We start from the raw sequence: 21,126 nt of genomic DNA on the forward strand, positions 1-21,126 counted from the left end.
CCGCCAAGGGGCATGCATTATGGTGTGCCCTTGGGTATACCCATGAGGCATCCTGCTATCGTCCTTGTGGGTAGACGGACAGATGGGTAGGAATACTCTGATTTGGAGCACATCAGGGATTTTGGCACATTGTTCCGTATATAAACAGGTGCTCCGGAAAAGAGGAGATTATGAGTAAATCGACAAATGAAGAATTGATGGCATTGATTGAAAAGGCTGTGGCAGGGGACAAAAAGTCTCTCGAAACGGTACTGTCAAGTGTGCAGGAGTTGGTCTTCAACCTTTCCCTGCGGATGCTGGGGACATTCCCGGATGCTGAGGATGCGTCTCAGGATATCCTCATTAAGGTTATGACCCACCTGTCGTCCTACAAAGGAGAAAGCGCTTTTTCCACCTGGGTATTCCGCATTGCAGCGAACCACCTCAAAGACTACAAAAAGCATATGTTTGCGAAGTTCCCGCTTAGTTTCGAGTTTTACGGAGACGACATAGAACATGCGGACATCCGAAACGTGCCGGATTTGACCCAGGATGTGGAAAAATCGATTTTGGCGGAGGAATTGAAACTGTCATGCACGAATGTCATGCTGCAATGTTTGGACGCCGAGAGCCGGTGTATTTTCATTTTAGGAACTATGTTCAAAATAGACAGCCGGATTGCCGGGGATATCCTTGGGATTACTCCGGAGGCATACAGGCAGAGGCTGGTGAGGGTACGGCGGAAGATGGCAGATTTCCTTTCCGAATACTGCGGCGAATACGGAAAGGGGAAATGCAGGTGTGCGGACAGGGTAAACTACGCAATCCTAAGCCACAGGCTCACGCCCAATCAGTTGTGTTTCACAGAGGCTGCGGCATTAGGGCAGACTGCGCTCAAGGTTAAGGAGGCTATGGAAGAAATCGACGATTTATCTCAGGCATTTTCGTTCTGTAAGGCTTATGAGCCGCCGGAGAGACTGAAAAAATTCGTGGAAGAGTTCCTTAATGGTACGTCTTATTCTGTGGTGACGAATGCGTAAGGAGGAAGAAAGATGAATACACAGTTGATTTTGGATTATCTCACAGATTTGGGCAAAAATAATGAACGGGAATGGTATCATGCGCATAAGGCAGAATATAAGGAAGCCAATGCAGAATTTGAATTGTTGCTTAAAGAACTTATTTTGCGGATTGGAGAGTTTGACAAAAGCGTTCTCCATAATGAGCCTAAGGAGCTTACCTTTAAGCTGGTGAGGGATACGCGGTTTAGCCATGATAAGTCGCCTTATAACCCGGCGTTCCGCGCTCATATTTCCTCCAAAGGGAAACTGCCGGTTCCTGTGGGGTATTACCTGATGATAAAGCCGGATGGGCAGTCGTTTTTGGGCGGCGGGCTTTTTGCGGATATGTTCAAGGATGCGACGGCGATGGTGCGGGATTTTATTGCGGCGAACGGCAGGGAGTGGGAGGAGATTCTGAACGAACCTGATTTTAAGGAGAATTTTACCGTACAGGGAACGGCGCTCAAAAGGGTTCCTGCCGGATATGGACAGGAGCATCCTCAGGCAGAATTCCTGAAATTCAAAAGCTGGTATCTGGAATATCCGGTTGCAGATCATGAATTTGGAGACGGGGAAGCATTTCTTGGCCATGCGGCCCGGATGTTTCGGATTATGAAACCATTCAATGATTTCCTGAACCGGGCGCTTGCGGACTTCCGGATGCCGGAGAGAAAGTAAAAGAGTTGTGCAGGCCGGCAACGTTTCATCAGATTGACGGGGAGGTGCAGGAATCTGCGCCTCCCTGCTTATTTTTTGATTTCTTTATACTTTCCTTATAATTTTGCCTTATTCTTATCTTGTAGTCCATTGATAGAGCGTGAATATGCTGTCAGGTATCCGGCCAGACAGCATATTCACAGACAGGAAACAGGAGGAAAGGTCCATGAATCAAAACATCTTAGAGACAAAGTGTCTCACAAAATCATTCCGTAATCATAATGCTGTTAATCAGATTTCACTTGCAGTACCAAAGAACCAAGTATATGGACTTCTTGGGCCCAACGGCGCAGGAAAATCTACCCTGTTAAAAATGATGACAGGAATCCTGCGTCCTACAGACGGGCAGATAATCTTTGACGGTCATGTATGGAGCAGGAAAGACCTTGCGGATATTGGCGCCTTGGTGGAGACGCCGCCCATATATGAGAACCTGACGGCATGGGAGAACTTGAAAGTACGTGGCCTGATGCTTGGCATACCGGATGGAAGAATCCGAGAAGTACTGGAATTGGTGGATTTAGAAGACACAGGGAAGAAAAAGGCAGGTACATTTTCTTTGGGAATGAAACAGAGGCTTGGAATTGGAATTGCACTTTTTTCCAGGCCGAAGCTCTTAGTGCTTGACGAGCCGACAAACGGATTAGACCCCATCGGCATTCAGGAGCTTCGCGAAATGATCCGCAAATTCCCGGAAGAGGGAATCACAGTCATTGTCTCCAGCCATATTCTTAGCGAGATTGCCCAGACAGCCGACCATATCGGGATCATCGTAAACGGCGCGCTTGGATACCAGGGCGGGATGCCAGAGCCAGACCGTCTGGAAAAATTATTCATGGAGATTGCGGCAAAGAAGAGCATTTCTTTAGAAGCGTCAGGAAGAAGACGGAAGGAGGCGAGATAAATGCGGAAATATTTTCTTGCGGAAAGGATGAAGAACCGTCATACTTCTACGGGAAAACTGCCGGTTTTCATGCCGATGATTTCCGTCGTTCTTGCGGCGTGGCTTACGGGGGATTATTTTACGATTAGCAGTTATAACTGGTGGTATATGATACTGCTTCCGGGGATGCTCTCGCTGGTTTGTTCCGCTGTCGGAAACCGGGATAAGAAAATGGAAAACCGCGGGATACAGACGCTCCCGGTAAAAATCAGCTCAGTCTGGGACGGAAAGATATTGTATGGTATCCAATGTTTGGGGATCTCGCTGCTTGTGTTCTTAGGCGCGGCGATATTCATAGGTAACGGGCTTGGGCAGATTGCAGGGCAGGTATTTTGCATCCGGCCGAAGGCAGGGGAGCAGTTTTTGGCGGTAGTGGTCTTATTTGTGACTTCGCTGTGGCAAGTGCCGTTCTGCCTGTTCTTACAACAGCTCATAGGTACGATTCCCATGATACTGCTCCATATGGGAAGTTATATCCTGATTTCGGCGGAGCTGTCGCTTCATTCCTTCTTTATGTCGCTGCCGGGAGGGATTACGGCAAGGCTGATGTGTATGATTTTAAAAGTACTTCCAAATGGACTGGCGGCAGAACCAGGCAGCCAGACGTTTACACCGGAATTGTTGGATTTTAGAGGATTGCCGATAGGAATCGCTGCCTCTGTCTTCTGGTTTTTGACATTCTGGCTGGTGGGCCGTAAGTGGTATGAGAGGAAGGAGGGACAGTAAAAGATATGTTTTCGGATGAGAAAAAGAAAAGAGAATTATACCGAAATATACAAGGAGAGCTGTGGAAAATGCGCCATACGTGGATTCCTGTGCTGCACATCCTGATTCCTGTTCTGGGGATTCTGGTATTTCTTTACTATTATTCTTTTGCAGCATGGAGTGACGAGGGGAAGATATCAGGATATATACAGGTACTGTCCATCGCATTTCCTCTGATCATAAGCGGAATCTGCTCGATGTCCGTGGAGATGGAGGAAAAGGGGCATTTCCAGACATTTCTTGGAGTGGCGGTGAACCGGAGGAATCCGCTTCTTGCAAAATGGATCGTGTTGTCAGGTATGGGATTTGCGGCAATTCTTCTGGCGGTCCTTGGATTTGCCGGAGGATTTCGGGCGCTGTCAGGGAAGGCGGCGCTGTCGGCGGGACAGTACTTGGCCCTGGCGTGCGTGCTCTGGATGGAAGGTGCGGACTTGTACCTGCTTCACCTGTTTTTGAACCTTGAATTTTCAAAAAGTATTTCTCTGTGTGTGGGAACGTCGGAACTGGTGATTTCCGCGCTGTTCCTCACCGGGCTTGGGGAGGGACGGTGGCAGTATTTTCCCTGTACATGGGGTGGCAGATGGGGCGGATATCTGTTACAATATTGGATGGGAAATGGAGCGTCGTCAGCAGAATATATGACGAAAAGCCTGATGATTGGCATGGCAGTCTCGCTACTGTTGTGGAGCGGGATTTTCCTGTGGTTTCCTTCCTATGAAGGAAGGCAGAGTAAGGATTGATTTAGGAGGAAAGGTCAGTTGACCGGGAAGCAGCGATATGACGAAGATATTGGCAGTAGATGATGATGTGCAGATCTTGAAACTAATCCGAAACGCACTGGCAAAAGAAGGTTACGAGGTGACGGTGCAAAGTGACCCGCTGGAACTAAAGAAAATGAAGCTTACGGATTACCAGCTAATCCTTTTGGACGTCATGATGCCAAAGGTGGATGGATTTACGTTGTGTGAGGAGATTCGGGGCAAGGTGGACTGCCCGATTTTGTTCCTGACGGCGAAGACGAAAGAGGCGGATATCATGAGGGGGCTTGGAATCGGCGGGGATGATTACATCACCAAGCCCTTTGGAATCGGCGAATTACGCGCTCGGGTGAAGGCGCATCTGCGAAGAGAGACAAGAGAGAAAAAGCATGTGGTGTCGGTAAATGGCGTCCGGTTCTATTTGAAGGAGAAGAAGGCATACTATAGCGGGAAAGAGCTTGGGCTTACCAAGAGCGAGTATGCTATCTGTGAATACCTTGCGCTGAACCGCGGGCAGGTATTTTCAAAAGACAGAATCTATGAGCATGTATTTGGGTATGAGAAAGAAAGCGACAATTCTGTGATTACGGAACACGTCAAGAATATCCGGGCAAAAGGCAAGAAGGCTGGCTTTGAACCTATTGAGACGGTGTGGGGGATTGGATATCGATGGAGGTAAAGGGCAGACAGAAAACAATTTCATCGGTGTTTTTCAGATATGCCTGTTTCTACACCGCAGGCGTATTGTTCTGGATGTTTCTGGTGTTCGTCGTTTGGTATGTGCTGGATTTAACAGGCGAAGTCCTCCCGGCGAACCATATGGAGACGCGGCTTAGTGAATCAGCAGAGGAGATATGCAAAGCCCCTAAGGTTACGGAAGACCTATTGCCGGAGGGGTGCGGATATGGGGTATACCAATCGGACGGAAAATGGCTGTATGGGACATTTTCCGGAGAAGAAATAGAGCAGGCATGGGAACACTTTAGAAAGAACAGCATTTATGCCCGTAAAAGAGGGTATTACCGGTTTTTGTCCCGTGATTCAGGGGAGATATGTATTGTAAAGTATGAGATTGCGACAAGGTTCCGGAACGGATTTCTGGGGAAATATCTGCCGAGCCCGGATATTCTCTTGATTCTGAGCTTTCTTGCGCTATTCCTCGTCCATACGGTTTTGACGTCCCGCCATTTTGGAAGATATATGAAAAAAAGGCTGCTCGTCTTGAATGAGACTACGGCAAGGATACGGGATGAGGATTTGGAATTTGAGGAAGAACATTCTGAAATAAAGGAAGTAGAGGATGTCTTAACTTCTCTGAACCAGATGAAGGAGGCGCTAAAAGAGTCGCTCTATCGGCAGTGGAATCTGGAAAAGGGCAGGGAAGAGCAGATTGCGGCGCTTGCCCATGATATCAAGACGCCCCTTACGGTCATCCGGGGCAATGCGGAGCTGCTTGCGGAAGGAAATCTAGGGGAAGAAGAGCGGGAATATGACTTGGATATCCTGCAAAGTGTGTCTATGATGGAAGAATATCTGGCAATATTGAATGGAATTTTGGCAGAAGAGGGGCAAAAAGGAACATCTGATGTGAATGAGGCGCAGATTTCTTGTTTAAGCCTTGCTGAGTTATTTACGGAACAGGCAAGGCTTCTTGGGGCTGCAAGGCAGTTTGGGATTGTTTTTTACAGAAAGGATTTGTATGGAGAAGTTTTGTGTAATAAAAACCAGCTTCTGCGGGCATTTCAGAATATTTTAAGTAATGCCATGGACTATAGCCCTAAGGACGGCGAGATCGAGGTTTTGCTGGAAATGAAAGCGGAGGGTGGAAAAGAGTATTTTACAGTCACCGTTGAAGACCAAGGGACAGGATTTTCGGCACAGGATATCAGACACGCCACAGAGCGGTTCTATCAAGGCGATCAGAGCAGGAGCAGTAAGCTTCATCATGGGATTGGACTCCATACCGCCAAAAGATTTGTGGAAGCACAGGGAGGGGAGCTGGTGATCGGAAATGCGGGAACTCATGGAGGGAGGGTAACGATGTTGATATTAAGTTTACCCTGCTAGTGTGCTGTCTGGCGAAACTCCGCAGGATATTCTTAGAATTAATGGTACAAAATATTGTACAGAATATTGACAATAACATTTAGGCTGTATATACTATAGGCAGAGGAGTGTGATGGATTATGATTGCAACGAATTTTTCTAATGTAAGGAATCATTTTAAAGAAGTATGTGACAGGGTTGTACAAGAGTCTGATATTGCAATTATCACGAGGAAAAATGATGAAAACGTTGTTCTGATGTCACAGGCGCAGTATGATAATTTGATGGAAAACCTTTATATCAGAGAGAGTAAGGCAAATTATCAATGGCTGAAAGAATCGATTCAACAGGCGGAGGCAGGGAAACTTGTCAGATTTGAAGTGGGGGATTAAGGATGAATGTATCTTTCACTCCCAATGCATGGGAAGATTACCTCTATTGGCAGAAGACAGATAAACGGATTTCTAAAAGAATCAACGAATTAATAAAAGATATTATGAGAAATCCGTTTGATGGAATCGGAAAACCCGAAGGGCTAAAGCATGATCTTGCCGGAAAGTGGAGCAGGCGGATATCGGATGAACACAGGATAGTCTATCAGGTTGAGGGCGAAAATTTGATTGTATATACATGCAGATATCATTATTCATAAAAACAGCATGGCCTTTCCGGAATCTAATCCGGCCGCCATGCTGTTTTTTATATTCTGAACTGCTGCCAAATCAAGCCCCCAGATTCTTATTTGCCGTAGAAAGCATCAGCTTAATCCGGTTCAGCTGGTTCACTTCACTTGCCCCGGGGTCAAAGTCAATCGCAACGATATTCGATTCCGGATACCGGCGCCGGAGCTCCTTGATGACCCCTTTGCCCACCACATGGTTCGGAAGGCAGGCGAAGGGCTGGGTACAGACAATATTCGGCGCGCCATTGTGTATCAGCTCTAACATCTCGCCGGTCAAAAACCATCCCTCACCGGTCTGGTTGCCCAGAGACACGATGTCGGACGCCATCTTCCCAAGCTCATGAATATCCGCCGGCGCATCAAAATGTTTGCTTTCCCGGAACGCCTTGCTTGCCGGCGCCCGGAACCAGTTGAGCGCCTTGATGCCAAGATTCCCGATAGCCGCTTTGGACTTCTTCATGCCCAGATGGGATACCTTAAAATTCTGGTTATAGAAACAATACAAAAGGAAATCCAGAAGATCCGGCACCACAGCCTCGGCGCCTTCGCTCTCCAAAAGCTCTACCAGATAGTTGTTGGCGGCAGGCAGGAACTTCACCAGAATCTCCCCCACCACGCCCACACGAGGCTTCTTGACATCCAAAAGTTCGATATTTTGGTCAAAATCATGAATGATGTCCTTACAGAGCCGCGTAAACCTGTGCCGTGAAGGATATCCCTGGGACAGGAATTCTTTGCAAACCTTCACCCATTTTTCATGCATGGCATCGGCAGAGCCCTTGACGGCTTCATAGGGACGGATACGGTACACGCATTTCATGAAAATATCCCCTAATACGATTGCGTACATTCCCCGCATCACAAGGCGGGGCGTCAGTTTAAAGCCAGGATTCCCCTCAAGGCCGCTCAAGTTCAGGGAAATGACCGGAATATGCTCATATCCCGCCTTCTTCAGCGCCCTTCGGATAAACCCGATATAGTTAGAAGCGCGGCATCCGCCTCCGGTCTGGCTGATGATGACCGCAATCTTGTCGGTGTCATACCTGCCTGACAGGATTGCGTCCATAATCTGCCCCACGACTATGAGGGATGGGTAACAGGCGTCGTTGTTTACATATTTAAGCCCCACGTCCACAGCCTGCTTATTGTCATTGGGCAGAACCTCAATATTGTACCCGGAAGCCGCAAAAGCAGGCTCCAACAAGTCGAAATGGATGGGCGACATCTGCGGGCAGAGGATGGTGTAGTCCTTTTTCATCTCCTGGGTGAAGGGAACCTTCGTGACGGCAGAAGACTGGATTGTCCGTTTTTCATGCCGTCTCTCCCGAACCCGGATGGCTGCAAGCAAAGAGCGCACCCGAATCCTGGCAGCACCTAAATTGTTCACCTCGTCGATTTTCAGGGAGGTGTAAATCTTGTCGGAATCATTCAGGATAGAAGCCACCTGGTCGGTAGTGACGGCATCCAGCCCGCATCCGAAGGAATTTAACTGAATCAAATCCAGATTATCCGTAGTCTTCACATAGTTTGCCGCCGCATACAGCCGGGAGTGGTACATCCACTGGTCCATCACGTTCAAAGGATGCTCTGCCGGGTGGAGATGGGAAATGGAATCCTCCGTCAGCACTGCAATATTGTAGGAGTTAATCAGCTCCGGAATCCCATGGTTCACCTCCGGGTCAATATGGTAAGGGCGTCCGGCAAGGACGATGCCCCGGTTGCCGGTACGTTTCAGGTATTCAATAGTTTCCTCGCCCTTTTGTTTCATATCTTCCCGACATGCGTGAAGCTCAGCCCATGCCGTATGTACGGCCGAACGGATATCTGCTGCCGGGACAGCGAACTTTTCGGACAATTCTTCCACCAGGCGATAAGAAACCGTCTCCTCACTTTCCAGGGACAGGAAAGGATGGATAAAGTCCACCTCGCCGTTTACGATGGCGTCGATATTGTTCTTGATATTCTCCGGGTAGGAGGTAACGATGGGGCAGTTATAGTGGTTATTGGCGTCTTCAAATTCCTTTCGCTCATAAGGGATACTGGGGTAAAAAATCCTATGTATTCCCTGGTTGATTAGCCACTGGACATGCCCATGGGCCAGCTTCGCCGGATAACACTCGGACTCACTGGGGATAGATTCAATCCCAAGCTCATAAATCTTCCGGGTCGAAGCAGGAGATAACACTACCTGAAAACCAAGGGTGTGGAAGAACGTAAACCAGAAGGGATAGTTCTCATACATATTCAAAACCCGGGGAATCCCAATCACACCCCTTGACGCCTCGTATCCTTCCAGAGGCTTATAGTCAAAATACCGATGGAACTTATATTCAAACAGGTTCGGCAGCTTATTGTCGGACTTCTCCTTCCCCAGTCCCCGCTCACAGCGGTTTCCTGTAATGAACTTCCTGCCGCCGCTGAAATGGTTGATAGTCAGGCGGCAGTTGTTGGTACAGCCCTTACATTTTGCCATGGTGGTAGAGTATTCAAGGGCTTCTATATCTTCGATAGAAAGCATGGTCGTGCCCTGACAGTCCATATACCGCTCCCGGGCAATGAGAGCAGCGCCGAAAGCCCCCATGATTCCGGCGATATCCGGACGTATAGCCTCACAGCCTGCAATCTTCTCGAAGCTCCTGAGTACGGCATTGTTGTAAAACGTACCGCCCTGCACGACGATATGGTTCCCAAGCTCGGACGCATCGGACACCTTGATTACCTTGAACAATGCATTCTTAATGACAGAGTAGGCAAGTCCCGCAGAGATATCGGCAACCGCCGCCCCTTCTTTTTGCGCCTGTTTTACCTTCGAGTTCATGAAAACCGTACAGCGTGTGCCAAGGTCAATGGGATTCTGGGCAAATAAAGCCTCATGTGCAAAGTCCTCCACCGAGTAATTCAGGGATTTGGCAAATGTCTCGATGAAAGAGCCGCATCCTGAGGAACAGGCTTCGTTGAGCAGTACGTTGTCAACGGTCTGGTTCTTGATTTTAATGCATTTCATATCCTGTCCGCCGATGTCCAGGATACAGTCTACATCCGGCTCGAAATAGGAGGCGGCATAGTAATGGGAGACTGTCTCCACCTCTCCTTCATCCAGAAGGAGCGCGGACTTGATCAGCGCCTCCCCATAACCTGTGGAACAGGAGTGGACGATTTCCACGCCTTCCGGCAGTTTACTGTAAATATCTTTAACAGCCGTAATGGTGGTCCCTAAGGGGTCTCCTTCGTTGTTGTGGTAGAAAGAGTACAGAAGCGTCCCGTCGTCGCCCACAAGGGCGGCTTTCGTGGTGGTGGAACCGGCGTCGATTCCAAGGAACGCACGTCCCTTATAGCTTGCCAGGTCTTTGACCGGCACCTGATGCCTGGCGTGGCGTTTCTCAAATGCATGGAAATCCGCCTCGCTGGTGAACAGGGGTTCCATCCGGTCAACCTCGAATTCCATCTTGATACGGCTCTCTAACCGGCTCTGCATTTCCTGCAGGGAAACCTGGCGGTCTTTCTTGGAATTCATGGCAGAACCAATCGCCGCGAACAGATGGAAATGGTTCGGGGCAATGGTATGTTTATGATCCAGTTTCAGGGTACGGACGAAAGCTTCCTTCAATTCAGAAAGGAAGTGTAAGGGGCCTCCTAAGAACGCCACATGCCCGCGGATTGGTTTGCCGCATGCAAGCCCGCTGATTGTCTGGTTCACCACCGCCTGAAAGATGGAAGCGGCAAGATCTTCTTTGGAAGCGCCGTCGTTGATTAAGGGCTGGATATCGGATTTGGCAAATACCCCGCACCTTGCGGCGATAGAGTAGAGTGACTGATAGTTCTTCGCATATTCGTTCAGCCCCGATGCGTCCGTCTGGAGAAGGGACGCCATCTGGTCGATGAAGGAACCTGTGCCGCCGGCGCAGACTCCGTTCATGCGCTGTTCCACGTTGCCGCCTTCAAAGTAGATAATCTTCGCGTCCTCGCCCCCAAGCTCGATGGCTACGTCCGTCTGGGGCGCATAGTCCTGAAGCGCCGTGGATACGGCGATGACTTCCTGGACGAAGGGGACGTCTAAGTGCTTGGCAAGGGTCAGTCCGCCGGAACCCGTGATGACAGGAGAGGCGTAAATCCCCCCCAATTTATAGATTGCCCGCCCGAGAAGGTCGGACAAAGTTTCCTGAATATTAGCATAATGCCTTTCGTAATCGGAAAAGGCGACATCGTTATCCTTGTCGAGTATCGCGATTTTCACAGTGGTTGAACCGATGTCAATGCCCAGTGTATACAATTCGTTTTTACTCATAATAACACTCCTTTGCAGCTGTCTTATTACAGCCTGTAACATTATACGACAATTTTTTTAAAATAACAATTAAGAAAATGCTATAGAAATCTAAAAAAGTTGTAAAGTTCCATAGCAGAATTGACAAACAGTGCGTAAAACGGTAGAATTACTACAGTATAAAAATGATGTTAAGAGAATGTTCAGATATCTTTATCTGTTGCAAAATTAATGAATTTAAGGAGTTTGTCTTATGGAAAATTGGCTTTCAAAGCTGGAGAGAAAGTTTGGCAGGTATGCAATTCCAAACCTCATGTATTATATTATTATATTGTATGCGGCAGGATTCGTGTTAAATATCGTGAACCCGGAATTTTATTACCGGTATCTGAGCCTGAATGCGCAGGCAATCCTGCACGGGCAGGTCTGGAGGATCGTGACCTTTATTATCCAGCCGCCGTCAAGCAGCCTTGTATTTATTGTATTTGCGCTGTATCTGTATTATATGATCGGACAGGAGTTAGAGAATGCCTGGGGGGCGTTCCGGTTCAACCTGTACTTCTTTTCCGGGATGCTGTTCCATGTGGCCGCGGCGATGCTGTTGTATGTGTTTACGGGGATGGTCTTGCCGATGTCCGTGTGGTATCTGAACATGTCTCTGTTCTTTGCGTTTGCCGCACTGTATCCGGATGTGCAGTTTTTGGTATTTTTCGTGATTCCTGTGAAGGTAAAATATCTTGCGCTGATAGACGCGCTGTATTTTATTTACCCCATCATACAGGCTTTTCTGCCGGCGTATGGAGGAAATGCCCTGATTGGCAATTTCTATAAGGCGGCGGCGTTAGAATCTGTAGTGTCCCTTCTGAATTTTTTGATATTCTTCTTGGGTTCAAGGAACATGAGGCCTTATACGCCTAAGCAGCGCAGGAGGAAGAAGGAATTTCAGCAGAATATAAGAAGAGCCCAGCGTCCGGTGCAGAACTATGCCAACGGCGCGAAGCATATGTGTGCAATCTGTAAGAGGACTGAACTGGATGATCCGAACCTGGAGTTCAGATATTGTTCCAAATGTAACGGCAATTTTGAATACTGTCAGGATCATCTGTTCACACATACACATGTCAAATGACAGCAGTGAAAAGCGCCTGCTGTCAGGACAGCCACAAATCATAATAGCAGGAGGAAGACGAAACGATGAAGAAGACAAAAATCATATGTACGCTTGGACCGAGGACCGATGATGACGAGCTGATGAGGAGCCTGGTCCAAAAAGGCATGGATATTGCCAGATTCAACTTTTCCCATGGAACCCATGAAGAACAGAAGGCGCGGATGGACAGACTGAAAAGAATCCGCGACGAAGAAGGGAAACCGATTGCCATACTTTTAGATACCAAGGGACCGGAGATACGGACGGGTATCCTAAAGGACGGGAAGAAGGTCGCGCTGAAGGAAGGGGACACCTTTGTCCTGACGGCGGAAGAACTGACAGGAGATACAGGGAAGGTATCCATTACATATGAAGGTCTTGTGGACGATGTCCAGGTCGGAAGCACTATTCTGATTGACGACGGGCTGATTGGGCTGAAAGTAAAGGCGAAGAATGGCAAGGAGATTGTCTGTACCGTCGTGAATGGAGGCGAGCTTGGCGAGCGGAAAGGGGTGAATGTACCCAATGTCCCAGTGAGGCTCCCGGCGATTACGGAGAAGGACAGGGAGGACATCCGTTTTGGCGCGGAGCAGCAGATTGATTTTATCGCTGCGTCTTTTGTGCGCAATGCGGAGTGCATCCTTGAAATCCGGGCTTTCCTCAAAGAATGTAAGGCGCCTAATATCCCGATTATCGCAAAGATTGAGAATGCGGAAGGGATTAAGAACATTGATGAGATTATCCGCTGTGCGGATGGAATCATGATTGCCCGGGGAGATTTGGGCGTGGAGATTCCTGCAGAGGAGGTTCCTTATCTGCAAAAGTTGATTATCCAGAAGTGTAATGAGAATTACAAGCCGGTTATCACTGCAACCCAGATGTTGGATTCCATGATGCGCAATCCCCGTCCGACCAGGGCCGAGGTGACGGATGTGGCGAATGCGGTCTATGACGGGACGGATGCCGTAATGCTTTCGGGTGAGACGGCTCAGGGTAAGTATCCGGTGGAAGCGCTGCGCATGATGGTGCATATCGTGAAGGATACGGAGCAGCATCTGGATTATGAATTGATGATGAAGAAGACGGAGGCCCACCATATGAAGAGTACCTCCAGTGCATTGTGCCATGCGGCGGTGACGACGGCGAATAATTTACGGGCGAGGTGTATCATTACGCCTACCGTTTCGGGAGTGACTGCGAGGGTGGTATCTAAGTTCAAGCCGCGTATGGATATCATCGGCGTGACGCCTAATGAGGCCGCCCTTCGCCGGATGCAGCTTTACTGGGGGATTATTCCGCTGAAATCGATTCCTTTCAGTTCTACGGAGGATGTCTGCAACGGCGCAATCGATCTGGTATGCGCAAAGCAGATGGCGGAAGCGGGCGATATCGTGGTATTGACTGCCGGGATTCCGGCGGCGAACGTGACCGCAGAGCGGGGCGGGGCAAGTAATATCATGCGGATTACTGTGATAGAGTAGAGGAATAGATAATAATTAAAAGATTAAGCGTCCGTCAGTTTCAGCAATGAGGCTTTGGGACGCTTTTTTGGGTTAAAAATAGAAATTATGGTAAAAATATGTTGACATATGCCGTAAAAATCCAGTATAGTGTTCCCTGTGAGAACTACTAGAACGCCCTTGGAGGTCATATTTTACAGGCTTATGAGGTGCGGGATACTATGGGGATGAGGAGTGAAGAATTGGAGCAAGTATCATTTACAGAACGCCTGATGGAGTTCGGGCTTACGCGTCAGGAGGCGAATATCTATCAATGCCTGCTCACCGAGGGGAAGGTGACAGGATACGAGGTGGCGAAGCAGACCGGCATTTCCAGGTCCAATGCGTATAATTCACTGGCGAACATGACAGAAAAAGGCGCTGCCTATCTGGTAGAGGAGGGGCATACGCGCAAATATGTCCCTGTGCCGCTGGATGAATTTTGTAAGAACCGTATCCGGAAACTGGAAGATTCCAAGAAGTGGCTTATGGAGCATATGCCTTCGGAGAAGACCTATGTGGAGGGATATATCACCATTGAAGGCACGGAGCATATCCTGGACAAGATGCGTAATATCCTGAAAAAAGTAGAGGAGCAGGTCTATATCAGCCTGACCAGGAACTACCTGCTGCTTCTGATCGGGGAACTGCAGGAGCTTATCATGGATATGAAGCGGGTGGTCATCATCACCGACCAGCCTACGGCTTTTCCGCGGGCAAAGGTATACATAGGAGAGGACCGGGGCATGCGGATCGGTGTTATTGCAGATTCCCGTTATGTCCTTACCGGAGAATACGGGGAGGGGAGCATGAACACCTGCCTGTATTCCGGACAGAAGAATTTTGTAGAATTATATAAGACCGCACTTTCCAACGAAATCAAATTACTATCGATGCGAGAGGAGAATCAGTAACAATGAAGAAAAAGACATTTGTGACAAAAGACCAGTTAGAAGAGATTGTGAAAGAATATCCGACCCCCTTCCATCTGTACGATGAAAAGGGAATCCGCAAGAATATCAAGGCATTAAAAGAAGCATTTTCCTGGAATGAAGGGTACAAAGAATATTTTGCCGTCAAAGCAACGCCGAACCCGTTCTTAATCAATATTCTGAGGGAATACGGCTGCGGCTGCGACTGCTCTTCCTATACGGAGCTTATGCTTTCGGAAGCAGTAGGGGCGGTGGGGGAAGATATTATGTTTTCTTCCAATGATACCCCGGCAGAGGAATTTGCCTATGCCGAACGTCTGGGCGCGATCATCAACCTGGATGATATTACCCATATTGATTTCCTGGAAAATGTTATCGGCCATATTCCTGAGACCATTAGCTGCCGTTACAATCCCGGAGGCCTGTTCAAGATCAGCAACGACATTATGGACAACCCGGGAGACTCCAAATACGGTATGACCACCGAGCAGTTGTTCGACGCATTTAAAATACTGAAAGAAAAGGGTGCGAAGGAGTTTGGCATCCATGCTTTTCTTGCAAGCAATACTGTGACCAACGAATACTATCCCATGCTCGCCAAGATACTGTTTGAAGTCGCTGTAAGGCTGAAACAGGAAACCGGCGTCCATATTAAATTCATCAACCTGTCAGGCGGAATCGGGATTCCATATACTCCCGACCAGGAGCCCAACGACATCCGCGTCATCGGCGACGGGGTCCGCAGGGTATACGAGGAAGTCTTAGTTCCGGAAGGCATGGGTGATGTTGCCATCTATACGGAACTGGGGCGTTTCATGATGGGCCCGTACGGCTGCCTGGTCACAAAAGCAATCCATCAGAAGCATACCCACAAAGAATACATAGGCGTGGACGCCTGCGCAGTCAATCTGATGCGTCCTGCAATGTATGGAGCCTACCACCACATCACCGTCATGGGCAAAGAGAAAAAAGCCTGCGACCACAAGTACGACATCGCCGGTTCTCTGTGCGAGAACAATGACAAATTCGCAATCGACCGTATGCTCCCTAAGATTGAAACCGGCGATTTGCTGGTCATCCATGATACCGGAGCCCATGGCTTTGCAATGGGATATAACTATAACGGAAAGCTGAAATCAGCGGAGCTTTTATTGAAAGAGGATGGTTCGGTACAGTTGATACGCAGGGCAGAGACTCCCGCCGATTATTTCGCCACCTTTGACTGTTTTGAAATCGGAGCGAAATTACAGAAAAATATTGTAGAATAATTCTCATGTCAAGTGTTGATTTTGTGCAATAATAAGAGTAATATAGTTAATGTGCAATATCAGCGCAAAAGTGCGGCGCTGACAATCACAGGCGCAGGCATTTTGCCAGATGCCCGTGCATCATTTTGTGAAGGAGGAATAATCATGAAAAAAAGAGGATTGCTGGCAGTATTACTCATCGCAGTAATGACATTATTGTGCGGCTGCGGAGGAATGAGTGCGGAGGACGCACAGTCTTATGCGAAGTCCATCATGGACGCAAGCTATAAGGGAGAGTTTGACAAGTACATTGAATGGACGAAGTCAACAAAGGAAGAGGCGCAGAAGCTTTACGAGAGTAATATTGATACCACCATGCAAGAAGCAGGATTTTCACAGCTTGGGCTGTCTGAAGAACTGACCGCGAATTACAGACAGTTATTCCTGGATATGATTAAACAGGCGAATTATGAAGTTGGTGAAGCAAAGGAAGCAGGAGACAAGGCTTACACGGTTGACGTGACGGTAAAGCCGTTCACCGGTTTTGACGGACTTCAGGCGGAAGTAGAGGAGGCGACGATGGCAGAGCTTGAGAACGTCGATGTGAACGACCAGAACGCGGTCAATGAACTGGTGTTCCAGAAGATGTATGAAATCATGGCTGAGAAGGTAGCTACGCCTACGTACGGCGACCCTACGACAGTAACGATCAATGTTAAGCCGGATTCTGACGGCGTGTATTTTATCGACCAGACTGATATGACGGCATTGGATGACGCTTTGTTCCCGTCAGACGCTTTCTAAAATTTTTTTAATAAAAGCATTGACATTAGCTGCTTTAGCAGTTATAATTTACCATGTTGCCGGTGATTGCCGGCAATGATGAGCGGATGTGGCGGAATGGCAGACGCACAAGACTCAAAATCTTGCGGGGGCGACCTCGTGTGGGTTCAAGTCCCACCATCCGCATCCTATGGCGCGAAATGGAACTGCAATGGTTCAGGTTTTGCGCCTTTTTGCATCGTATTTAGAAATACAAGATTTGCTCCTTAACAGTTTAGGCGTAAACTTGACTGACATTGACGAGATCAAAGAATAGCGGCTTATTGACAAATCATAGAAGTATGTTAGAATAAATAAAGAATATTACATAGACACAATAAAATGGCAAGAGTAGGGCATTCCCGGTCAGATGGGGGTTGCAAGCGAAAGGGCTGCCAAAATATGCCGTATATCTATCATATGGCATATTCTGGCAGTCCGTTTGTTTTATTCGATGTGGTCTGGTAAGAAAATATTAGGAGGGTAAGAGAATGTACTATAAGCAGTATGGCAATACGGATATGAAAGTATCGGCGGTCGGGCTTGGCACGATGCGCTATGACGAGGAGGATATTAAGGCAGGGCGGCTGGAAAAATGTGCGGAGATCCCCCTTTATGCGTTTGAAAAGGGAATTAACTATTGGGACACGGCTCCGGCATACTGTGAGGATAAGAGTGAAATCGTCACAGGAATCGCCCTTTCTCAGGTAAAAAGAAGTGAAGTTTATGTAACTTCTAAGACGAATCTGGGAACAATAGATGCAGGGGAGCATCCGACGAAGGAAGATTTCCGGAAGCGGCTTGAGATGTCCCTTGACAGGCTGAAGACGGATTATATTGATTTCTATCATATGTGGTGTATGTTAAACCTCAAGTCCTGGGAGAAGCACATGGATGCAATCTATGGTTTTTTTGAGGATGCGAAGCGGGAGGGACTGATCCGCAATATCGTATTTTCTTCCCATATGCAGGGAGATGATATCGAGACGGTGGTGGAGTCAGGAAAATTCCGGGGTATGCTGATCGGCTACAATGCGCTGAACTATCGGTTCCGCCAGAGCGGAATCGAGGCGGCATACCAAAACGGTATGGGCGTCGTCGTTATGAACCCTCTCGGCGGCGGGATGATTCCGGCGAACCCAGATGCATTTGCCTATCTGACAGAAGGGACGGATCTGACCGTGCCTCAGGCGGCGCTTAGGTTCGTTGCATCCCATAAGGAGATTACGGTAACATTGGCAGGCTGTACCACGAAGGAACATATTGACGACGCAGTGAAGGCGGTGGAGAACTTAGAGGAGAAACCGGCGGCTTTAATCGTGAAGGAGTACGAAGGCAGAGGCGTTGCGCTGAATAATCTTTGTACCGGCTGTTCTTACTGTAAGGGATGTCCAAAAGAGATTCCGATTCCTAAGTATATGGACGCATATAACCAGATGATACTGACCGGGAAGCGCGAGGCAATCGACGAGCGGATTGCATACCACTGGGGAATCTCGAAGGATAAGGCGGGAGACTGTATTGCATGCGGCAAATGTGAAGCTCAGTGTACGCAGCATCTCCCGATTATAGAGCGCCTCAAGGAGATTGCGGGGTAGAGTGTTCTGAACGATATGGCAAGCAGGAGGAATCTGATATGGGCAATAAGATAGTGTTAATAGACGGGCATAGTATTTTGAACCGCGCATTTTACGGGCTGCCGGACCTGACGAATTCGGAAGGCCTGCACACCAATGCCATTTATGGTTTCCTGACGATCATGTTTAAGATACTGGAAGAAGAAAAGCCGGAATATCTGACGGTGGCCTTCGATGTCCATGCGCCTACGTTCCGCCACCAGATGTATGCGGAATATAAGGGAACCAGAAAGCCGATGGCAGAGGAACTGCGCCAGCAGGTGCCGGTCATTAAGGAAGTCTTGCATGCCATGGGCGTACGGACCGTGGAGTGCGCCGGGCTTGAGGCGGACGACCTTCTGGGGACTCTCTCAAGAAGATGTGAGGAGAAGGGCATGGAAGTATCCGTTATTTCCGGGGACCGTGACCTTCTCCAGCTTGCGACGGAGCATGTGAAGATCCGCATCCCTAAGACGAAGCAGGGGCGCACCGAGGTAGAGGATTACTATGCTGCTGATGTGAAAGAACGGTATCAGGTGACGCCTGCAGAGTTCATCGACCTGAAAGCTTTGATGGGCGACTCTTCCGACAATATTCCCGGAGTTCCCAGTATCGGGGAGAAGACGGCGACGAAGATTATCTCTGAGTACCATTCCATTGAAAACGCCCATGAACATGCGGCAGAGCTGAAACCTCCAAGGGCGTCCAAGGCGCTTGTGGAGCACTGGGATATGGCGGTTATGAGCAAAGAGCTTGCGACCATCAACGTGACGGCAGATTTCCCCTATGAGCTTGAGGAGGCGAAGCTTGGCAATATTTATACGGAAGAAGCTTACGCTTATTTCCAGAAATTGCAGTTTAAGAACCTGCTTACGCGGTTCGAGGTGACAGCGCAGGCAGACAAGGCAGAAGAAGGATTCCGGGAGGTTTCGGACTTAGGGACAGCCCAGAAGATATTTGAGGAGGCGGCAGGGGCGGCCTGTGTGGGGGCGTGCATTTTCCGCAGTGAGAAGGACGTCCTTCCGCTTTTTGCCGACCAGGCAGAGATTGGTGGAATCGGCCTGTGCTTTCAGAAAAATGCGAGCTATTGCATTCGGACAGGAAAAGGGATTTCGGAGGAATGGCTTCTTTTAAAACTGTCAGAAGCGGCTGGAAGCGCAGGGAGATTCGTAATGTTCGACCTAAAGGAGGCGCTCCCGTATATTCAGATTGAAGACGGAAAGAATTGCTTTGACGCAACGGTGGCGGCGTATCTTTTGTATCCGCTGAAGAATAATTATACTTATGAGGACGTTGCAAGAGAGCAGTTACAAATTATCATAGACGAGAAGGCCAAGGAATCTGTGAAAGTCTGTTACCAGGCGTACACGGCGTATGCGGCTTCTGCCATCCTGTGGGAAAAACTCAAGGAATGCCAGATGGATAAGCTGTTTACCGAGATTGAGATGCCCCTGGTTTTCACGCTTTACGACATGGAGCAAAACGGCGTAAGGGTGGAGGCGGAAGCCTTGAAGTTCTACGGGAGCCAGCTTGGCGGCAAGATCAAGGAGCTTGAAAAAGAGATCTATGAGGACGCAGGCGAGACATTTAACATCAACTCGCCGAAACAGTTAGGCGCCGTCCTATTTGAGAATATGAAGATACCCGGCGGCAAGAAAACCAAGACGGGTTACTCGACGGCGGCGGACGTGTTGGAGAAGCTGGCGCCGGACTATCCGGTTATTGCAAAGATTCTGGAATACCGCCAGTATTCAAAGCTGAAATCCACGTATGCGGACGGGCTTGCCAATTATATCTGTGAGGACGGAAGAATCCGCAGCAAGTTTAACCAGACGATTACAGCCACCGGGCGGCTTAGCAGTACGGAGCCGAACCTGCAGAATATTCCGGTGCGCATGGAACTTGGAAGGCTGATCCGGAAGGTATTTATCCCGGAAGATGGGTATGTGTTCGTGGATGCGGATTATTCCCAGATTGAGCTTCGGGTGCTTGCCCACTGTTCCGGCGACCAAAACCTGATTGAAGCGTACAAGGAAGAAGAGGACATCCACAGAATCACGGCTTCCCAAGTGTTCCATGTACCCTTCGAGGAAGTGACTTCCCAGCAGCGGCGCAATGCCAAGGCAGTCAATTTCGGGATTGTATACGGAATCAGTTCTTTCGGGCTGAGCCAGGATTTGAGCATCACCCGCAAAGAGGCAGCGCAGTATATTGAGGACTATTTTAAGACTTATCCGGGCATCAAGGCTTTTCTGGATGACACGGTGAAGCATGCGAAGGAGATGGGGTATGTGGTGACACTGTTTGGAAGGCGCCGCCCTGTGCCGGAGCTGGCTTCCAGTAATTTTATGCAGCGTTCCTTCGGTGAGCGCGTGGCGATGAACGCCCCGATTCAGGGGACGGCTGCCGATATCATCAAGATTGCGATGATTGGCGTGCACAAGAGGCTTAGAGAGCGGCAGATGAAATCAAGGCTTGTGCTTCAAGTCCATGACGAGCTGCTGATTGAGGCTTATCAGCCGGAACTTGAGGAAGTGAAGGCAATCCTCAGGGAAGAGATGGAGCAGGCGGTTTCTTTAGACGTGCCGTTGGAAGTGGATATGCACACGGGAGAAAACTGGTACGAAGCGAAGTAGAGGTGTAAA

17 protein-coding genes and 1 tRNA gene are annotated in these 21,126 nt (G+C 48.7%); 17 read left to right on the forward strand and 1 reads right to left on the reverse strand.

All coding sequences use genetic code 11. The features are described from left to right. Window positions 1-170 precede the first annotated feature (170 nt). From AC6I3O_RS12170 to AC6I3O_RS12210, 9 genes are all read left to right on the forward strand, one after another. Entirely contained in the window at window positions 171-1,019 is an 849-nt protein-coding gene (locus AC6I3O_RS12170) for an RNA polymerase sigma factor (RefSeq protein WP_497851112.1), read from the forward strand. 12 nt (window positions 1,020-1,031) lie between these two features. Next, entirely contained in the window at window positions 1,032-1,718 is a 687-nt protein-coding gene (locus tag AC6I3O_RS12175) for a DUF2461 domain-containing protein (protein ID WP_497851113.1), read from the forward strand. Between the two features lie 205 nt (window positions 1,719-1,923). Continuing rightward, a complete protein-coding gene (locus AC6I3O_RS12180) occupies window positions 1,924-2,661 on the forward strand; it encodes a lantibiotic protection ABC transporter ATP-binding protein (RefSeq protein WP_497851114.1) in 738 nt (245 codons plus the stop codon). Next, entirely contained in the window at window positions 2,662-3,426 is a 765-nt protein-coding gene (locus AC6I3O_RS12185) for a lantibiotic immunity ABC transporter MutE/EpiE family permease subunit (RefSeq protein WP_497851115.1), read from the forward strand. A 5-nt stretch (window positions 3,427-3,431) separates the two neighbouring features. Further along, window positions 3,432-4,205, forward strand: coding sequence for a lantibiotic immunity ABC transporter MutG family permease subunit (locus AC6I3O_RS12190; protein WP_497851116.1), 774 nt, complete (start codon window positions 3,432-3,434; stop codon window positions 4,203-4,205). A gap of 37 nt (window positions 4,206-4,242) precedes the next feature. Then, window positions 4,243-4,902, forward strand: coding sequence for a response regulator transcription factor (locus AC6I3O_RS12195; RefSeq protein WP_497851117.1), 660 nt, complete (start codon window positions 4,243-4,245; stop codon window positions 4,900-4,902). Continuing rightward, window positions 4,893-6,290, forward strand: a complete 1,398-nt coding sequence (locus tag AC6I3O_RS12200) for a sensor histidine kinase (RefSeq protein ID WP_497851118.1) — start codon at window positions 4,893-4,895, stop codon at window positions 6,288-6,290. Before AC6I3O_RS12195 ends, AC6I3O_RS12200 begins: the two co-directional genes overlap by 10 nt. A gap of 119 nt (window positions 6,291-6,409) precedes the next feature. After that, window positions 6,410-6,661, forward strand: a complete 252-nt coding sequence (locus tag AC6I3O_RS12205) for a type II toxin-antitoxin system Phd/YefM family antitoxin (RefSeq protein WP_497851119.1) — start codon at window positions 6,410-6,412, stop codon at window positions 6,659-6,661. 2 nt (window positions 6,662-6,663) lie between these two features. Beyond that, entirely contained in the window at window positions 6,664-6,921 is a 258-nt protein-coding gene (locus AC6I3O_RS12210) for a Txe/YoeB family addiction module toxin (RefSeq protein WP_497851120.1), read from the forward strand. Window positions 6,922-6,991: 70 nt separating this feature from the next. On the opposite strand, the gene AC6I3O_RS12215 is transcribed toward AC6I3O_RS12210, so the two are convergent. Further along, on the reverse strand, window positions 6,992-11,236 hold the full coding sequence (locus tag AC6I3O_RS12215) for an acyl-CoA dehydratase activase-related protein (protein ID WP_497851121.1): 4,245 nt from the start codon (window positions 11,234-11,236) through the stop codon (window positions 6,992-6,994). Between the two features lie 232 nt (window positions 11,237-11,468). Here AC6I3O_RS12215 and AC6I3O_RS12220 point away from each other — a divergent pair, with 232 nt between their 5' ends. From AC6I3O_RS12220 to polA, 8 genes are all read left to right on the forward strand, one after another. Then, window positions 11,469-12,344 (forward strand): rhomboid family intramembrane serine protease, encoded by an 876-nt coding sequence (locus AC6I3O_RS12220; protein WP_497851122.1) that lies wholly within the window; start codon window positions 11,469-11,471, stop codon window positions 12,342-12,344. 65 nt (window positions 12,345-12,409) lie between these two features. Next, window positions 12,410-13,846 carry a pyruvate kinase gene (gene pyk, locus AC6I3O_RS12225; RefSeq protein ID WP_497851123.1) on the forward strand — a complete coding sequence of 479 codons (1,437 nt, stop codon included), beginning with the start codon at window positions 12,410-12,412 and terminating at the stop codon, window positions 13,844-13,846. 200 nt (window positions 13,847-14,046) lie between these two features. Beyond that, complete coding sequence (locus tag AC6I3O_RS12230) at window positions 14,047-14,778, forward strand: TrmB family transcriptional regulator (protein WP_497851124.1); 732 nt, start codon at window positions 14,047-14,049, stop codon at window positions 14,776-14,778. A gap of 2 nt (window positions 14,779-14,780) precedes the next feature. Further along, on the forward strand, window positions 14,781-16,064 hold the full coding sequence (locus tag AC6I3O_RS12235) for a diaminopimelate decarboxylase family protein (protein WP_497851125.1): 1,284 nt from the start codon (window positions 14,781-14,783) through the stop codon (window positions 16,062-16,064). A 144-nt stretch (window positions 16,065-16,208) separates the two neighbouring features. Then, a complete protein-coding gene (locus AC6I3O_RS12240; RefSeq protein WP_497851126.1) occupies window positions 16,209-16,847 on the forward strand; it encodes a hypothetical protein in 639 nt (212 codons plus the stop codon). A gap of 82 nt (window positions 16,848-16,929) precedes the next feature. Beyond that, window positions 16,930-17,012: transfer RNA gene (locus AC6I3O_RS12245), tRNA-Leu, on the forward strand. Window positions 17,013-17,356: 344 nt separating this feature from the next. Continuing rightward, window positions 17,357-18,463 carry an aldo/keto reductase gene (locus AC6I3O_RS12250; RefSeq protein WP_497851127.1) on the forward strand — a complete coding sequence of 369 codons (1,107 nt, stop codon included), beginning with the start codon at window positions 17,357-17,359 and terminating at the stop codon, window positions 18,461-18,463. Window positions 18,464-18,501: 38 nt separating this feature from the next. Then, entirely contained in the window at window positions 18,502-21,117 is a 2,616-nt protein-coding gene (gene polA / locus AC6I3O_RS12255) for a DNA polymerase I (protein ID WP_497851128.1), read from the forward strand. Window positions 21,118-21,126 lie beyond the last annotated feature (9 nt).

This window comes from Sporofaciens sp. St.21A7 (assembly GCF_059728535.1).

Bases quoted from the DNA above. Each gene is read 5' to 3' on its own strand.
- pyk (WP_497851123.1), top strand. From the start codon at position 12,410: ATGAAGAAGACAAAAATCATATGTACGCTTGGACCGAGGACCGATGAT.
- AC6I3O_RS12185 (WP_497851115.1), top strand. From the start codon at position 2,662: ATGCGGAAATATTTTCTTGCGGAAAGGATGAAGAACCGTCATACTTCT.
- AC6I3O_RS12250 (WP_497851127.1), top strand. From the start codon at position 17,357: ATGTACTATAAGCAGTATGGCAATACGGATATGAAAGTATCGGCGGTC.
- AC6I3O_RS12235 (WP_497851125.1), top strand. From the start codon at position 14,781: ATGAAGAAAAAGACATTTGTGACAAAAGACCAGTTAGAAGAGATTGTG.
- AC6I3O_RS12200 (WP_497851118.1), top strand. From the start codon at position 4,893: ATGGAGGTAAAGGGCAGACAGAAAACAATTTCATCGGTGTTTTTCAGA.
- AC6I3O_RS12215 (WP_497851121.1), bottom strand. From the start codon at position 11,236: ATGAGTAAAAACGAATTGTATACACTGGGCATTGACATCGGTTCAACC.
- AC6I3O_RS12240 (WP_497851126.1), top strand. From the start codon at position 16,209: ATGAAAAAAAGAGGATTGCTGGCAGTATTACTCATCGCAGTAATGACA.
- polA (WP_497851128.1), top strand. From the start codon at position 18,502: ATGGGCAATAAGATAGTGTTAATAGACGGGCATAGTATTTTGAACCGC.
- AC6I3O_RS12230 (WP_497851124.1), top strand. From the start codon at position 14,047: ATGGGGATGAGGAGTGAAGAATTGGAGCAAGTATCATTTACAGAACGC.
- AC6I3O_RS12220 (WP_497851122.1), top strand. From the start codon at position 11,469: ATGGAAAATTGGCTTTCAAAGCTGGAGAGAAAGTTTGGCAGGTATGCA.
- AC6I3O_RS12205 (WP_497851119.1), top strand. From the start codon at position 6,410: ATGATTGCAACGAATTTTTCTAATGTAAGGAATCATTTTAAAGAAGTA.
- AC6I3O_RS12210 (WP_497851120.1), top strand. From the start codon at position 6,664: ATGAATGTATCTTTCACTCCCAATGCATGGGAAGATTACCTCTATTGG.
- AC6I3O_RS12180 (WP_497851114.1), top strand. From the start codon at position 1,924: ATGAATCAAAACATCTTAGAGACAAAGTGTCTCACAAAATCATTCCGT.
- AC6I3O_RS12195 (WP_497851117.1), top strand. From the start codon at position 4,243: ATGACGAAGATATTGGCAGTAGATGATGATGTGCAGATCTTGAAACTA.
- AC6I3O_RS12190 (WP_497851116.1), top strand. From the start codon at position 3,432: ATGTTTTCGGATGAGAAAAAGAAAAGAGAATTATACCGAAATATACAA.
- AC6I3O_RS12170 (WP_497851112.1), top strand. From the start codon at position 171: ATGAGTAAATCGACAAATGAAGAATTGATGGCATTGATTGAAAAGGCT.
- AC6I3O_RS12175 (WP_497851113.1), top strand. From the start codon at position 1,032: ATGAATACACAGTTGATTTTGGATTATCTCACAGATTTGGGCAAAAAT.